This window comes from Gehongia tenuis (assembly GCF_014384795.1).
Lineage (GTDB): Bacteria > Bacillota > Clostridia > Christensenellales > NSJ-53 > Gehongia > Gehongia tenuis.
In genome coordinates this window covers 261,235-278,073 of record NZ_JACRSR010000001.1, presented here as the reverse complement: position 1 = coordinate 278,073, position 16,839 = coordinate 261,235, and the positions used below count along the sequence as shown (strand labels likewise).

Genomic DNA, 16,839 nt, shown 5'->3' with positions numbered 1-16,839 from the left:
AAAAATGCGCGATTATCGTGAGGAAACGGAGCGCCGCGTGCTGTTCATTCAGGACGTGCTGAAGGGCGCAAAGGCCGAGGGCGTGGTCTACGGCAACAGCGGCGGCAAGGACAGTGCTCTGGTGGGCATCCTTTGCCGCAGGGCCACCCGGAACGTTCTTGGGGTCATCATGCCCTGCCAGTCCAGCCGCAACTACGGCGAGGACATGGAGGACGGCATCGCCGTGGCGAAAAAGTTCGACATCCCCACCCTTACGGTGGACCTGACCGCGGTAAAAGAAGATTTTCTGAAAGCCCTTACTCCAGCCGGTGAACTGGCTCCCATGGCGGCGGCCAATATCAATCCCAGGCTTCGCATGACCACCCTCTACGCCATCGCCCAAAGCCGGAACGCCCTTGTGGCCGGCACGGGCAACCGGAGCGAGGCGGCCATGGGCTACTACACCAAGTGGGGGGACGGCGCCCATGATTTCAATCCCATCGCCGACCTTACGGTGACGGAGATCTACGAATTTCTGACCTATCTTGGAGCGCCCGAATCCATCATCCGGAAGGCGCCCTCGGCGGGCCTGTTCGAGGGCCAGACGGACGAGGCGGAGATGGGCATCTCCTACGGGGAAATCGACCGCTACCTTCTCGAGCGCCAGGGCGCGCCGGAGACCATCGCCAAGATTGAGGGCGCCTACGCGAGAAGCCGGCACAAGCGGGTCCCGCCCATCGCCTATGGGAGGATCGCCAAATGATCAACCGCAACTACCTTGAACTGAAGGACAGCTATCTGTTTGCCGAGGTGGAAAGCCGCGTAGCCAAATACACGGCGGAGCATCCGGGGGCCGACGTGATCCGCCTCGGGATCGGCGACGTGACCCGCCCGCTCACCCCGGCCGTGACCGCCGCCCTCCACCGGGCGGTGGACGAGATGGGGGAAGCCGATACCTTCCGGGGCTACGGCCCCTATGCCGGCTATGCCTTTTTGCGGGAGGCCATCCGCGGCCATTATGGGAAGCGGAATGTAGCGCTGGGCCTCAATGAGATCTTCGTCAGCGACGGCGCCAAGAGCGATCTAGGGAACATCCTCGACATCTTCGGCGCCGATATTTCCGTCCTCATCCCCGATCCGGTCTACCCCGTGTACGTGGACACCAACGTCATGGCCGGCCGGAAGATCGGCTTCCTTCAGGCCACCGAGCAGAACGGATTCCTGCCCCTGCCCGATCCGGCGGTCCATGGTGACATCATCTATCTGTGCTCCCCGGGCAACCCCACCGGCGCCGTGTACGACCGGGCGGGGCTTGCCGCCTGGGTGGACTACGCCAACCGGGAAGGGGCCGTCATCCTCTTCGACGCGGCCTATGAGGCCTTCGTCACCGGGGATCTTCCCCGCAGCATCTATGAAATTCCCGGAACCGAGACCTGCGCCATCGAATTTGGTTCCTTTTCAAAGACCGCGGGCTTCACCGGCACCCGCTGCGGCTACACCGTCGTGCCCGAAGCTCTGGTGCGGGACGGCGAGTCCCTCGGCGCCCTGTGGCTTCGCCGTCAGAGCACCAAATTCAACGGCACGCCCTACATCGTGCAGCGGGCGGCGGAAGCCGTCTACAGCGAAGCGGGCTTCGCCGAGGCCATGGCGAACATCGCCGTCTATCGGGAGAATGCCCGGGTGATCGCGGACGCCCTCACAGCTGCGGGCGTGTGGTTCACCGGCGGAGAGAATTCCCCTTACATCTGGCTCAAGTGCCCCGGCGGCATGGATTCCTGGACCTTCTTTGACCGGTTGCTCTCGAAGGCCCAGGTGGTGGGCACCCCCGGCGAGGGTTTCGGCCAAAACGGCGAGGGCTTCTTCCGGCTCACGGCCTTCGCCTCCCCGGAGAACACGAGGCGGGCCGCCCGGCGCCTCCAGGACTTTCTCCGCGCCCTGTAAAACGAACAAAGAAAAAAGGCAGGTCATCCTGCCTTTTTTTGTGCCTTCAATCCGGTCGCCGGCCGGTGCGTCACCAGCCCTCGATAAAGTCGGACGCCTTGGTGTAGGGCTCGGTGCCGGGCACCGTGATGCCCTCGCCGTTCATGCCCAGATTCTTCAAGAAGATATCCCCGCCCTCGCAGGTAAAGTAGACGGGCATATTGCCGCCAAAATGCTCCTGCAGGGTCATTTTGATGCTGTCCATGGCCGAGAAGGCCGAGGTCTCGTAATCGAAGAAATGCACCACCCGGTCGTCGTCGCTGAGCTCCAAATACCCATCGGGGTTGACGGGAAAGGAATCCTTGCTGAAATTGATGGTCATGCCGCCCTTGCCGTTTGTGATGTCCAGCACCTCAAACTCCATGCCCAGCGCTTTTCCCAGCGCATGGATCAGCGTCATCGTCTGATCATTCACCGAGGCGTTGCGGTCGCATACCGCGTCATACTTCTGCACACTGTCCCCCAGCACCACGTACAGGGTGGCCCGCTGATCCTCGGGAATCCATTCCTTCTCCGGCTTGGTGCTGCTGGATTTGGGCGGCGTTTTGGCCCCATCCTGGTCCGGCGCCGGGGAGTCCTTGGCCTCCGGCGTGGCTTCAGCGGTGGCCTCCGGCACGGCCATAGGAGTACTGGGGCCCGCCGCACTGGGCTTCGCCGTGGCCGCGGGTGCGGAGGGCGTGCCTCCCGTTTCCCCGCCGCAGGCGGTTAAAAGTCCCAGCCCGATGGCCAGCGCGGGCAGCAGCATCCATTTTTTCATCTCGTATTCCCCCTTTTACCCTCTAGACGGCGGGAACCGGCCAAAGGTTGCATGGGGGCCCTCACGCGCCGGGGGACGGCTTTCCCGGTTCCTGCCTGTACTCGCTGATATCGGTGCAGCACAGCAGCGCCATGTTCTCCTTGCCCTGCCAGGAGAGCAGGGAGCCGGTGGCCCGGGTCCATACCTTGAACACGGGGTTGTAGATCTCCAGGGTGCACCGTTCCCGCTTTGCCCCCAGAGCGCGGATGGGACAGCGTTCGCAGGGCTCCTTCCGGCCGAAGAAGGCCTCGTAGCACCGCTCGCCCAGCTTGGCTTCCGGCGTCAGCTCGTGGGTCTTGCGGTTGATAAAATGCAGCTCGTAGGTGGCCCGGTCCACCACGTAGGTCCACATATCCTGGGTGTCCAGCACCGACCGGGTCATCGCATAGGACCGTTCCAGCCGCCGGCTGATGCGGGTCTTGATGAGGAAGGTGCTGAGGATTTTGGCGATAAAGCTGAGGGTTTCCACCTCATCCTTGGTCCAAAGGCGGTTCTCGCTGCACTCGTCAAAACCCACGTAGCCCTTGAAGCGGCCGTCGTCCAGGATGGCGCACTGGAGCATGGAGTGGATGCCCTGGGGCGCCAGGATATGGTACACCTTGGGCGGAAGCTCCTTGACGTCGCTGCAGTAAAAGATGTTGTCCTCGTTGAAGTTGGCGGGGTAATCGTCAAGCTCGCTGTAGGGCACCATCTGCAGCTGGTCCTTTTGAGGCTGAATGCCCTCGTTGCACCATTCAAAGGTGTTGTTGCAGCAGCTGTCGTCGTCGCTGTTCTCGAACACATAGGCCCGGCTCACGTTGAAGGTGCGGCCCACGATATCCAAGATGATGGGCACCGCCTTGTCGATGTCCTTCGACTCGTAGAGGACCTGGAAGATGTACTCGGTCACGCTGCCGTCGGTCATGGACCGCTCGCCGTCCGGCCGCGCCTCCATCTGGATCACGTAATGGTCGGCGGTAGCCTCGGAAAAGATCTCATAGCGGTCCTTGCCATGGTTCTTGGCGGCGTAGAGGGCGCGGTCGGCGGCCTTAAAGAGCGCCTTGAAGTCCCGGCCGTCCCTTGGATACACCGATACGCCCACGCTGCCGGTCACGGAAAAATCGCTGGTGCCGGCGGAGATGCGGTGAAAGATTTGCGCCAGCGCCTTCGCCTTCTCCTCGACCATGGCCTCGGACTTCACGTTCTTCATGAACACCACGAACTCGTCCCCGCCGATGCGGCCCACCACGTCGGTGCCCCGGAAGATGGAGCCAATGCCGCCGCCCACCTCCTTCAGGACGGCGTCGCCGTAAAGGTGGCCGTAGGTGTCGTTGACAAACTTGAAGTTATCCACGTCGATGGCGAAAAGGGCGTGAACGTCCCGCTCGCCGCTGTGATCCAGCACGTCCTTGATGAACGTCTCGGCGGTGGCCTTGTTGTACAGGTCCGTCATGGAATCACGCTGGGCCCGCGCCACCAGCTCGTCGGTCACGCGCTTGCGCTCATCGATGTCAAGGATGCGGCCCACGGCCTTGACCGGCTTTCCCCCGTCGTCAAAGATGGTGGTCACCCAGACGTCGCACCAGATGTAGCTGCCGTCGGCCTTGCGGATGCGCAGGGTGATCCCATGGCCCTCCTTCTTTTTTACCTCCTTCAAAAACGCCCGAAAGGCCTCGCAGTCATCGGGATGGATCATGCTCCCCCCGCCATCGGCCAGCTGGGACAGGTCCAGCTTGTAACCAAATTTCTTCTCAAAGCCGGGCTCCCGGAAGAAAGTGCCCTCCTCGATGTTGTATTCGAAGATGATGCCTTCGGACTGCTCGACGATCACCCGGTAGCGTTCCTCCTTGATGAGAAGCTCCCGGCGGTCCGCCTTGATCTTATCGATGAGCTCGTTGAAGGCCCGGCCGATCTCGCCGAATTCGTCATTCTTGTCGTAGGCGACACGGCTGTCCATGTCGCCGCCCTGCAGGCGGCGGATGGCCTCCAGCAGCAGGCTCAAAGGCCGGGAGAAATAGCGGGCCACCAGGCGGTAGACGATCACCGACAGCAGTACCACCAGCGCGACCAGGCCCACCACCGTCCAGATGGTGCGCCCGATGGGCGTCACGAATTCCGCTCGGTCCACCACGCCGATCACCATCCAGCTGGTTCCGGGCACCCTTGCGTAGTAACCCATACGCGCCTCGCCGTCCAGGCTGTATTCCACCATGCCCTGGGATTCGGTGTTCAGGTCGATGGCCCGGATCTCGTCGCCCAAGGGTCCCTCGTCCTCGAAGATGTTGTCCATCTCCTCATAGTAGGCGCTGCTGGTGGCCATCACGTCGCCGCCACCGTCCACAATGGTCAGCCGGCCGGTCTCAAAAAAATCGGTGCTCGTGACCATGTCCTCGAAAAAGAGCATGTTCATCACGTAGAGCAGATAGCCCTCGAATTCCCCGTCGATGAGCACGGGCCGGCAGATGACAAAATGAGGCATACCGTCCTTATAATCAGGGGTGGAGAGCAGATCGGTAACCACCGGCTCGCCCCGCTGGATGGCCGCGAGAGACTCCGCCGGAATAAGGCTTTCCATGCCCACCCGGTCCTTCTCGTTGCAGGCAATGATCACATTGTTTCGATTGACCAGCGAGAAGCGCATCAGATAGGGCTGGATCTCCACCCGGGTCGTCAACACATCGTTCACCAGAGCCTGATAGGTGTCGTCCTCACTGTTCCACTCGCCCCGATTGCTGTCCATGAGGTACTCCTGGAGCATCCGGAGCCGGCCCGTCACCTCGATGTTGATCTGGCGCTGGGTGAGAAAGTTCTCGATGTTGTGGGCCTGCACCTCGGCGGTGGTCTCGATGTTCTGCTCCACCAGGTCCATGGACCGCTGGGAAAAATTCAGCGCACACAGACCCGCCACCAGAAGGGAAGGCACGATGGCAAAGAGGATGAGGGTGATCAGCACCATCCTTCTAAATTTCAATGCGCCTCACTTCCTTCACGGTTCCGTTCGTCGGCATAGGTCCGGGCAAAATTCTGGAACTCGGGCAGAACTTCCTTGAAGCAGCGAAGAATTCTCGGCGAAAAGGCGCCGCATTCCCCGCCCAAAATCATCTCCACCGCCCTCTCATGGGGGAAGGCGGGCTTGTAGACCCGGTGGGTGGTCAAAGCGTCGTACACGTCGGCGATGGCCACCACCTGGGCGGAGATGGGGATGGCCTCGCCCTTGAGGCCGTCGGGGTAGCCGCCGCCGTCCCACCGCTCGTGGTGATAGCGGCAGATGTTCTTCGCGCAGTGCAGGTACACCTGATCCTCCATGCCGGAGAGGGTGTCCAGGATCTCGCAGCCCTTGACGGTGTGCCCCTTCATGATCTCAAACTCCTCCGTGGTGAGCCGGCCGGGCTTGCACAAAACCGAATCGGGAATGGCGATCTTGCCAATATCGTGCATGGCGGAGGCGCTGGTAATGGTAGTGATAATCTCGGGAGCGAGACCGTATTCCTCCCCGTGGTAGCTGGCCAGCTTGTTCAAAAGGGCGCCGGTGAACCGGCGGATTCGGCGGATGTGCTGGCCCGATTCCAGGTTTCGGTATTCCACCACCGTGCTCAGGGTGTCAATGACCATTTCATTGAATCGCTCCAGCCGCTCGGTCTGGCGGCGAAGCATACGGGTCTGCTCCTCCAGCCGCTCCGTCTGGCCCCGCAGAGCCCGGGTCTGGCGCTCCACCATCTGCTCAAGAAAATTCTTGTGCCGGTACAGCTCGATCATGTTCTCCACCCGGCGGCGCACGATATAGGGGTCGAAGGGCTTTTTAATCATGTCCGCCGCCCCGAGGTCGTAGCTTCGCTTCTCCACCTCCGGGGATTCCTCGGCGGTGATGAGGATGACGGGCACCTTCTTTAAAAGACCCCGCTCGCCCATGGCGGCCAGCACCGCGAGTCCGTCCATTTCCGGCATGACGATGTCCAGCAGAACCACGGCCAGATAATCGTGGATCTGCTCCATCTTCTCCATGGCCTCCCGGCCGTTGGACGCCTCCAGCACCGCGTAGTTTCCCTCAAACATCTTCTTCAGGATGACCCGGTTGAGCTCCCCATCGTCCACGATGAGGATGGTGTTTTTTCTTTCCATAGAGCCCCCTTAGCCGAGCAGTTCTTCAAACTTTTCGTAATCCCGCACCAGCTGCTTCAAAATCTCGTCGCAGCCCTCCGTCTCGCCATGGCGGCTCCGTTCGGTGAGGGCCGAAACCGTTTCAAACAGCTTCGTGAGCCCCAGCGTGCCGTACAGACCCTTCAGCGTGTGAGCATGGCGGAAGATGGCCTCAGCGTCCTTCCGGCGGATGGCGGAGACGAGCTCGGCATAGTTCTCGTCGCCGGGCAGCTTGCGCAGAAATTTTTCGTACAGCGCCTCATCGCCCATGAACCGCGTGAGCGCCCCGTCCACGTCCGCGCCCTCCCGGCGCAGCGCATCCAAAAGCTCCATCCAAAAACCTCCCCGGATAAAACGAATCCCGCCACATGGGACGGGAATACGTGAAAATTTACTATTCTTATTGTATTTTACGGCGGCGGACCGGCCTTTGTCAAGAAAGGAAGGCTTTGTTCATCATTTTGAGATATTCTACGGCGAATTGGACAGCATTTCGTCCCTTTTCGGCCACGATCCGGGCGGCAGCCGCCAAAATCACCCCCTCGGCGGGGCAGTCCGACGGCGCGCCGGGGCCGTCAAAGAAGAGGACGCAGGGGAGGGACGAGGCCGCCCTCGCCGCCGTGATCATCGCTCCCGGCTCCGAGAGGATACCCGGGCGCGGTCCGGCGGCGTCCACGGCGGGCAGACAGCACAGCAATCCCCTCCCGGAGCGGGCCAGCTTCTGGATGCGCTCCTTCGGCGCGGGCGCGATGAGGGGCACCAGATCGATACCGTGCTTTTCGCAAAGGGGCGCAATCTCCTCCCGTTCCTCGTAGGGCACGTCGGGGAGAATGACGCCGTCCACCCCAGCGGCCTCCGCCCGGGCCATGAAGGTCTCCACCCCGTAGACGAACACCGGGTTGGCATAGGTCCAAAGGACGACGGGCGCCGCCGAAACCCGCCGCACCCGCTCCAGCATATCAAAGACGCCGTCGGTATCGACGCCTCCGGCGAGAGCGCGGAGGTGGGCCCCCGCCGCTTCCGGCCCCTCGGCCACCGGATCGGAGAAGGGGACGGCCACGACGATGAGGTCCGCGCCCCCCTCGGCCATGGCCGCAATCAGCCTTTCGGTGGTTTCAAGATCCGGGTCCCCGGCGACGATGAAGGGCATCAGCGCCCGCCCCTTCTTAAAGGCCTTCTGAATCTTACTCATGAATATCGACCCCCCGATAGTGGGCGATGGCGGCCACGTCCTTGTCGCCACGGCCCGAAAGATTGATAACCATGATCTGGTCCCTGCGAAGAGTGGGCGCCAGCTTTCTGGCGTGGGCCACCGCATGGCTGCTCTCGATGGCGGGAATGATGCCTTCGGTGCGGGAGAGGTATTCGAAGGCGTCCACCGCCTCGTCGTCGGTGACGGGCACGTATTCCGCCCGACCCATATCCTTCAGCGCCGCGTGCTCCGGGCCCACGCCGGGGTAATCCAGTCCGGCGGAGATGGAGTAGACCGGCGCGATCTGGCCGTATTCATCCTGACAGAAGTAGGACTTCATGCCGTGGAAGATGCCCTCGGCGCCGCAGGTCATGGTGGCGGCGTGCCGGCCGGTGTGGATGCCTCGGCCCGCGGCCTCGCACCCGATGAGCCGGACCGAGGGGTCGTCCACGAAGTGGTGGAAGGCTCCAATGGCGTTGGAGCCGCCGCCCACGCAGGCGACGACGGCGTCCGGCAGCCGCCCCTCCGCCGCCAGAATCTGGGCTTTTATCTCCTTGCTGATGATGCTCTGGAAATCCCGCACGATCATGGGGAAGGGATGGGGTCCCACCGCTGAACCCAGCACATAGTGGGTGTCGGCGATGCGGCGGGTCCACTCCCGCATGGTCTCGTTCACCGCGTCCTTCAGGGTTTTCGTGCCGCTCACCACCGGATGGACCTTGGCCCCTAAAAGCTCCATGCGGTAGACGTTCATAGCCTGGCGCTTCGTGTCCTCCTGGCCCATGTAGATCTCGCACTCCATCCCGAAAAGGGCCGCCGCCGTGGCCGTGGCCACCCCGTGCTGGCCGGCGCCGGTCTCGGCGATGAGCCGCGTCTTGCCCATGCGTTTCGCCAGCAGCGCCTGGCCCAGCACGTTGTTGATCTTATGGGCGCCGGTGTGGTTGAGATCCTCCCGTTTGATGTAGATCTTCGCGCCGCCCAGGTCCCCCGTCATCTTCTTTGCATAGTAGAGCAGGGAGGGCCGGCCGGTGTAGTTCCGGTTCAGCGCCTCCAGCTCCGCCACGAATTCGGGGTCATCCTTATAGCGCTCGTAGGCGTCCTCCAGCTCCAGCACCGCGTTCATCAGGATCTCGGGAACGAACTGGCCGCCGTGCACACCGTATCTTCCTTTGGACATCGTGATTCACTCCTTCAGCATTTTTCACGGGGCCAAGACGGCTTTTCGGCATCAAAAAAAGCCTTTGCCCCTTTGAAGGGACAAAAGCTTTCAAAAACAGCTTCTGCGGTACCACCCAAATTGACCTTTCGGTCCGCTCCTTCCGCATACCATCATATGCGCCCCTTTTGTAACGGGTGGGGTTCCCGGCCCGGCATACTTTCCGCGGCGGATGGGATCCAAATCCCTTCCCCGTCCGGGGTTCAGCCTGCCCTCGCAAGTCCATTCACCGCCGCCTGCACTGCCGCATTCCCACCATCAGCGGCTCTCTACGTATGCCCGGCCGAGGCTACTCCTCTTGCTCAACGGTTTAACGTTTTGAATTGACATTATTTTAAACCAGCGCGGCTCCCTTGTCAAGAAAAAATTTCTCCTGTATGGCCCAAGAAAAGATGAAGCAAAATAGGCGGGAAGGAGGAATGAACATGTTCAAACACGACAAAAAACTGCTTCACGACGTGAAGGTGGACGGACCCAACCCCAACTATGCGGCCCTGCTGCAGGAGCAGCTGGGCGGACCCCAGGGCGAACTCAAGGCGGCCCTGCAGTACCTCAGCCAAAGCCTTCGCATCAAGGACCCGGAAATCAAGGACCTGTTTTTGGACGTAGCGGCGGAAGAGATGAGCCACTTTGAGATGGTGGCCGAGACGGTGAACCTTTTAAACGGCCACGTGCTGGACGCGGCGAACGCCACGGTGGGCAGCGTGGAGGCCCACGTGCTCACCGGTCTCACCCCCATGCTGGCAAACGCCTCGGGCTATCTGTGGACGGCGGCTTATGTAAACGAAACCGGTGATCTGGCCGCGGATATCCTCTCGGATATCGCGGCGGAGCAGCGGGCGAAAGTGGTGTACGAATACCTGTACCGTCAGATCAGCGACAAGGGCGTTCGGGAGACCATCGATTTTCTGCTCAACCGGGAGGAGGCCCACAACGCCATGTTCCGGGAGGCCTTCAACCGCATCCAGGATACGGGCTCGCAGAAGGATTACGGCGCCACGGTGGATTCCAGGATCTACTTTGATCTTTCCCATCCCGGCGGCCAGTCCTTCGATCCCGGCCATGCCCACGCCCCCAGCTTCAATCCTCCCAGCTGACGCTTTGGCGGAAGCTGAAAAACCATCCCGGGGTGGGATGGTTTTTCGTTTTGCGGCAAAAAAGAAGCGGCCCATCGGCCGCTTCCGCAAAGTCTTTAGCGTTCGGTTCTTCTGCCCTTTGCCGCGAGAACGCCGCCCGCTGCCAGAACGGCCGCCAGCGCCGCCCACAGGAAGGGCGCCGCCGAATCATGGCCGGTCTTGGGATTGCCGGACTCCTGTGAGGACGCCGGTTCCTCAGAGATCTTCTCAAATTCAGCACTCAGGCTTACGCCGCCGCCTTCCGGCATCACGAAACTGTACACGCCGTTCACGGCGCTGATCGCCGTACCGCTCACGTAAATGTTCTTCACGCGGTAGCCCTCGTTCGCCGCAGGCGTAACGATCACCGTCTCCCCGGCCTTCGCCGTGCCCGCGTTCGCGGAAAGGGTGCCGTTTGCCGGCGCTTCCACCCGCACGATGTAGTTCACATTTTTAAAAAGCATTTCAACGGCTTTGGCGCCAAAGCTGCTGTTCACCATGCCGCCGTTCTCGGAGGAGAGCTGCCACACCGTCACGTCCGGCGCTAGCGTTTTCTCCGGGTCTGCCGTCAGCGCATTAACTAAATTCTGAGCATCACTGATAGCTGATTCCAAATTCACCTCATTGACACAAGCTATGCCTTCAGTAACGGCCTCGTCAAGGTCCGTTCCCGTCAAAACCATGAGTGCGGCTTCTATATCGTTGGACACATCATTTAGATCGCTCATCGTTGCATTATCAGGGATGTCAACAGAAATTCCTAATCGATCGATTAGATTCTGCAAATATGTAGACAAAGCCTTGGCCATTGCAGCTTCGGCCTCCTCATCGCTGTCATTCATTCCATAGTTTATACTTGCCAACATGCCGGCTAAATCCCAATTTGTACCGATGATCTCACGTACCACATCCACTTGATTTTGACGATCCATTTCAGGATCTATCGCAAACTGTTTCCGCAATTCTTCCAGTCCTTGTCCGGGCATGTATTCCATGCCATCCAAATAATATGCTAAATAGAACAGACTGGCGCCGGAAGCGCCGCCCTCAGGCGCGCTGCCCCCTTCCACTACGCCCTCCACTTTTACAGAACCCCGCTCCAGGGGCTCAGCTTGGGGATCGTCGATATCCGTCGGCTGCATGAGCACAACGGCAACGCCATTGCCCGCTGCAAGATATTTGTTATTTGAATTACCGCCATTTACATTGCCACCCACATTCACCTGAGCGGTGCTCTCCATTCTAACACCATCGCCTGCATAACCAATGTCATCTTCGGGGTCGCCATTGGGATCCGCAGTCACGTTACCACCGGTCACATCGCCGCCCACTGTCACTTTACTATTGCTCTCCGCGTATACGCCCTCTCCACCGTAGGCATAAAGGCCTTCAGCGTTTCCAGCGGCCACATTGCCGCCTACCGTCACTTCAGCATTATCATCGGCATTCACACCAACACCACTGTCACTATAGGCACCCACTTCGTTAAGCTTATCCTCAGGAAGCTTGCCGCTGCCGCCGGTCACATTGCCTTCCACCATCACCTTGGCATCATCATCGGCGTCCACGCCATTACCGGCAGAGGTTTCATCCCCATATGCATCACCGCCGGTCGCATCGCCACCTACCGTCACACTGCTGTTATCGTTGGCATCAATAGCCGCATAACCCTCCTTGGAATTAGGGTCAGCGCTGGGATACGGTGCACTGCCGCCAGTTACATTGCCATCCACTGTCACCTGGGCCTGTCCATCCGCTTGAATACCATTATCTTCCTTGCTGGTCACATTGCCGCCCACAGTCACCACACTGTCATCGTCAGCATTGACACCTTGGTGTTCTGCGGTTACATTGCCGTCCACCACCACATGGCTGTTATCAAATGTGTTGACGCCATCACCATTTTCGGAAGCTACATTTCCTTCCACCGTGACCTTGCTGTTCCCCTCCGTATAAACACCATCGCCATTTTCGGCGGAGACATCGCCTTTCACGATTACTTCAGCATTATCATGGGTATCCACGCCGTACGAAGTGCTATCCACGTCCCCTGCAACGGTTACCTTCACATCACCGCCCGCCACCAGGGCCGTATCGTTGGCGTCATTGCCCACGCTGCCGCGGATCTCCGTGACGCCGCCGCCTAAAATAACCACATCTTTCAAAACAAAGGTCTGACCTTCCACAATGTAGGTCTTTCCCGCCTGACCCGTCAGCTCCTGCAACAGCGTGATATCACCCTTCAACACCAATGTGATTGCATCATCGGAATCAGTAGTCCAGGCATTGATAAAATCCTCATTGTTATAAACATCATGGCTTGCTGCCATAACATTCACTGGGATAGCCATCGCCACCAATAGCGCAATCAGGGCTACCCAAAGTTTTCTTTTCCCTCCCATGTCTATGCCTCGCTTTCGTATTGCTTTTCGCATAACAATTATTATGCCAACATAATTTTAACTTTTTTTAAAAGGGATGTGAAGATATATGGAAATCTATTTGTATATTTAATGTGTTTTTTTACTTGCTAAAATTCTAAAAAAGCCCCCGCCGAAGCGGGGGCTCATGGAATGGCCGGGGATCAGCGGTAGTAGTTCACGCCCGAGCGGAACAGGCCCTGATCCTTCTCGCCCACGATATTCTTGAAGATGTTCCGGCCGCAGCGTTCCGAGTGGCCCATCTTGCCCAGCACCCGGCCGTCGGGGCTCATGATGCCCTCGATGGCGCAGGCGCTGCCGTTGGGATTCCAGGGCTCTTCGGCGGCGGGCCTGCCCTCGCCGTCCACGTACTGGGTGGCCACCTGACCGTTTTCGATCATCCAGCGGATATCCTCCTTTGTGGCCACGAACCGGCCCTCGCCGTGGGAGACGGCAATGGCGTTCACATCGCCCACCTCCGTCTCGGCAAGCCACGGGGAGGCCTTCGAGACGATCTTCGTGTAGACCATCTGGGAGACATGCCGGCCGATGGCGTTGTAGGTGAGGGTGGGGCTGTCCTCCCGGGGATCCCGGATCTCGCCATAGGGGACCAGCCCCAATTTGACCAAAGCTTGAAAGCCGTTACATATGCCCAACATCAGGCCGTCACGGTTTTTCAGCAGTTCATGCACCGCGTCCTTCACCCGGGGATTCCTGAAGGCGGCCACGATGAACTTGGCCGAACCCTCCGGCTCGTCGCCGCCGCTGAAGCCGCCGGGCAGCATGACGATCTGGGACCTTTGAATGGCCTCCACCAGCTGGTCCAACGACTCGGCAATGGCCTGCTGGGTGAGGTTCCTTATGATGAGCACGTCCGCCTCCGCACCCGCCCGCTCGAAGGCCCGGGCGGTGTCGTATTCGCAGTTGGTGCCTGGGAAAACAGGGATGAGCACCCGGGGCCGCCCAATGGGCTGAATGCGGGCCAGGGTGCACCGCTTCGGGCTGGTGGCGTCGGCCGCCCCCTTGGCCTTCTCCACCCCGTTCCCGCCCTGGGAGCGGGTGGGGAACACCGCCTCCAGCGTGCCCGTCCAGGCCGAAAGGGCCTCCTCAAGGCCGATCTCAAAGCCCGCGCCCCGGATCACCGGTGCTTCCATCACCTCGCCCAGCAGCTCGAAGGGGAGCTCGCCCTCCGCCTCCAGCACCAGCCGGCCGTGTTCGGCGGTGAAAAGCTCCGGCGCACCGGCAAAGGTGAAGCCGAGCTTGTTGCCAAAGCCCATCTTGCTGACCGCCTCCGCCAGGCCGCCCATGCCCACCGCATAGGCGGAGACCACCTTGCCCGAAGCGATGGCCTTCGCCACGGCCTCATAGGTCTCTTCGAGGGCCGACATGTCCGGCAGACCGTTTTCGTCCACGGTTATTTGTGTTATGTAAACTTTGTTCCCCGCCTTCTTGAATTCGGGGGAGATGACGCGGGAGGCTTTCGTGGGGGCCACCGCGATGGAGACCAGGGTGGGGGGCACGTCCAGATCGTTGAAGCTGCCGGACATGCTGTCCTTGCCGCCGATGGCGGCGATGCTCCAGCGCTGCTGGGCCCAGAAGGCGCCAAGGAGCGCGCCCAGGGGCTTTCCCCAGCGTTCGGGCTTCACACCCGGCCGCTCGAAGAATTCCTGCATGGTGAGGTAGCAGTCGCGAAGATGGCCGCCGGCGGCCACCACCTTGGCCACGCCCTCCACCACGGCGTACACCGCGCCGTGGAAGGGGCTCTTTGCGGAGAGCATGGGATCGTAGCCGTAGGCCATGAGGGTGGCGTCGTCCGTCTCCCCCTCGAGGACGGGGATCTTGCCGGCCAGCGCCTGGGCCGGGGTGAGCTGGTAGCGCCCGCCGAAGGGCATGAGCACGGACCCCGCGCCGATGCTGCCGTCGAAGCGTTCCGTGAGGCCCTTTTGGCTGCACACATTGAGATCGGAAAGGGCGGCCAACCACTTCGCCTTGATATCCCCCTCCGGAAGGTCCAGGCTGTCCAGAAGGTCCGCCTTGTCCGCTTCCGGCACGTGGGCCACGGCACGCTTCATGGCGCCGTTGGTGTTCAAGAATGCCCGGGTGATGTCGCACACCGTCTGGCCCCGCCAGGTCATCACCAGTCTTGGCTCCTCGGTGACGGTGGCCACATGGGTGGCCTCCAGGTTCTCCCTCGCCGCCTCGGCGATAAATTCGTCCATATCCTCAGGGCGGATCACCACCGCCATGCGCTCCTGGGATTCGGAGATGGCAAGCTCGGTGCCGTCCAGGCCCTCATATTTCTTCGGCACCCGGTCGAGGTCGATGCGAAGGCCGTCGGCCAGTTCGCCGATGGCCACCGACACGCCGCCGGCGCCGAAGTCGTTGCACCGCTTGATCATGCGGGTGACTTTCGGATTTCTAAAGAGCCGCTGGAGCTTGCGCTCCTCCGGCGGGTTGCCCTTTTGCACCTCCGCGCCGCAGGTGGCAAGGGATTTCTCGGTGTGGGCCTTGGAGGAGCCGGTGGCGCCGCCGCAGCCGTCCCGGCCCGTCCGTCCGCCGAGGAGCACGATCACGTCCCCCGGTGCCGGGCGCTCCCGCACCACGTTCTTCTTTGGTGCCGCCGCGATCACCGCGCCCAGCTCCATGCGCTTGGCCACGTACCCGGGATGATACACCTCGCTCACGATGCCGGTGGCAAGGCCGATCTGGTTGCCGTAGCTGCTGTAGCCCTGGGCCGCGCCCCGGGTGATCTTGCGCTGGGGCAGCTTGCCGTGAAGGGTGTCCTTCACCTTCGTTCTGGGGTCGCCGCTGCCGGTGATGCGCATGGCCTGGTACACGTAGGACCGGCCGGACAGGGGATCGCGGATCGCGCCGCCCAGGCAGGTGGCCGCGCCGCCGAAGGGCTCGATCTCCGTGGGATGGTTGTGGGTCTCGTTCTTGAACATGACCAGATAGTCCTCGGTCTTCCCGTTCGCCTCCACCGGCACCACGATGGAACAGGCGTTGATCTCCTCCGATTCGTCGAGATTGGCGAGGAGCCCCCGCTTCTTCATATCCTTGGCCGCCAGCACCGCCATGTCCATCAGGCAGATGGGCTTCTCCCGCTTTCCGTACACCCGCTCCCGGGCCGCCAGATACTCGTCGTAGGCCGCCTTCGCCGCCGGCTCCTGCAAATCAACGTCGGTGAGCTCGGTCAAAAAGGTGGTGTGACGGCAGTGGTCGGACCAATAGGTGTCGATCATGCGCATCTCGGTGACGGTGGGGTCCCGCTTCTCTTCCTTAAAATAGTCCTGGCAGAACTTGAGGTCCGCCAGGTCCATGGCAAAGCCCATTTTTTCGAGAAGCGCCATGAGGCCCGCTTCATCGAGGTCCGTGAATCCCTCGACGGTCTTCACGTCCGCCGGCCGCACCGTCTCCATCGCGAGGCTTTCCGGCTTGTCCATGCCCGCCTCCTCCGCCTCCACGGGGTTGATGGTGTAGGCCTTGGCCGCCGCGAATTCAGCGTCGGTGAGTTCGCCCATCAGCACGATCACCTTGGCGTAGCGCACGGCGGGCTTGTCCCCGGCGGTGAGGATCTGAATGCACTGGGCCGCCGAATCGGCCCGCTGGTCGTACTGGCCGGGCAAAAGGGCGGTGACGAAAACCCGGCTGCCCTCCGGCGCCGTGAATTCCTCGTCCCAGCACACGTCCACCTGGGGCTCGGCGAAGATGCCCGCCTTGGCCCGCTCATAGGTCTCGTCGTCGATGCCCGAAACGTCGTAGCGGTTGATGATGCGAACGCCCGTGAGGCCCCGGATGAGCAGATTGTGCTTGAGGTCGTAGCGCATCTCCTCGGCCTGCTGGGCGTGTTCCCTCTTTTTCTCCACGTAAACCCGACGTACCCGCTGATTCATTCCCCACAACATCCTTTCCGGCGTATTTCACCTCTATTGTACCGGATTGTTCGGCTCCAGGCAAATTTTAAATCGAAAAAAGGGCGCTCCGAACAAATTTGTGCAGAAAAAAGCCCCGGACTTTTGCCCGGG

The 16,839-nt window shown here is 61.0% G+C and carries 11 protein-coding genes; 3 read left to right on the top strand and 8 right to left on the bottom strand.

Translation table 11 applies throughout. The features are described 5' to 3' along the window. The first annotated feature begins 4 nt into the window (after positions 1-4). Positions 5-742: an NAD(+) synthase gene (gene nadE / locus H8696_RS01315; protein ID WP_249314460.1), complete on the top strand. Its 738-nt coding sequence runs from the start codon at positions 5-7 to the stop codon at positions 740-742. After that, positions 739-1,920, top strand: a complete 1,182-nt coding sequence (locus H8696_RS01310) for an LL-diaminopimelate aminotransferase (RefSeq protein ID WP_249314458.1) — start codon at positions 739-741, stop codon at positions 1,918-1,920. The genes nadE and H8696_RS01310 overlap by 4 nt, the downstream gene beginning before the upstream one ends. A gap of 70 nt (positions 1,921-1,990) precedes the next feature. Here the strand turns inward: H8696_RS01310 and H8696_RS01305 are convergent, their stop codons facing one another. The 6 genes from H8696_RS01305 to trpB all read right to left on the bottom strand — a co-directional run bounded on the left by H8696_RS01305 (position 1,991) and on the right by trpB (position 9,240). Continuing rightward, positions 1,991-2,716, bottom strand: a complete 726-nt coding sequence (locus H8696_RS01305) for a hypothetical protein (RefSeq protein WP_249314457.1) — start codon at positions 2,714-2,716, stop codon at positions 1,991-1,993. A gap of 61 nt (positions 2,717-2,777) precedes the next feature. Beyond that, positions 2,778-5,705, bottom strand: a complete 2,928-nt coding sequence (locus H8696_RS01300) for a diguanylate cyclase domain-containing protein (protein ID WP_249314455.1) — start codon at positions 5,703-5,705, stop codon at positions 2,778-2,780. Continuing rightward, complete coding sequence (locus H8696_RS01295; RefSeq protein WP_249314453.1) at positions 5,702-6,853, bottom strand: HD domain-containing phosphohydrolase; 1,152 nt, start codon at positions 6,851-6,853, stop codon at positions 5,702-5,704. The genes H8696_RS01300 and H8696_RS01295 overlap by 4 nt, the downstream gene beginning before the upstream one ends. A gap of 9 nt (positions 6,854-6,862) precedes the next feature. Further along, positions 6,863-7,204, bottom strand: coding sequence for an Hpt domain-containing protein (locus tag H8696_RS01290; protein ID WP_249314450.1), 342 nt, complete (start codon positions 7,202-7,204; stop codon positions 6,863-6,865). 100 nt (positions 7,205-7,304) lie between these two features. Beyond that, positions 7,305-8,063, bottom strand: a complete 759-nt coding sequence (gene trpA, locus H8696_RS01285; protein WP_249314448.1) for a tryptophan synthase subunit alpha — start codon at positions 8,061-8,063, stop codon at positions 7,305-7,307. Then, on the bottom strand, positions 8,056-9,240 hold the full coding sequence (gene trpB, locus H8696_RS01280; RefSeq protein WP_249314446.1) for a tryptophan synthase subunit beta: 1,185 nt from the start codon (positions 9,238-9,240) through the stop codon (positions 8,056-8,058). Before trpB ends, trpA begins: the two co-directional genes overlap by 8 nt. A gap of 464 nt (positions 9,241-9,704) precedes the next feature. Here trpB and H8696_RS01275 point away from each other — a divergent pair, with 464 nt between their 5' ends. Next, positions 9,705-10,376 carry a manganese catalase family protein gene (locus H8696_RS01275; protein WP_249314444.1) on the top strand — a complete coding sequence of 224 codons (672 nt, stop codon included), beginning with the start codon at positions 9,705-9,707 and terminating at the stop codon, positions 10,374-10,376. A 95-nt stretch (positions 10,377-10,471) separates the two neighbouring features. Here H8696_RS01275 and H8696_RS01270 read toward each other — a convergent pair whose 3' ends face one another. Further along, entirely contained in the window at positions 10,472-12,619 is a 2,148-nt protein-coding gene (locus H8696_RS01270) for an InlB B-repeat-containing protein (RefSeq protein WP_249314441.1), read from the bottom strand. 359 nt (positions 12,620-12,978) lie between these two features. Further along, complete coding sequence (locus H8696_RS01265) at positions 12,979-16,707, bottom strand: phosphoribosylformylglycinamidine synthase (protein ID WP_249314439.1); 3,729 nt, start codon at positions 16,705-16,707, stop codon at positions 12,979-12,981. Positions 16,708-16,839 lie beyond the last annotated feature (132 nt).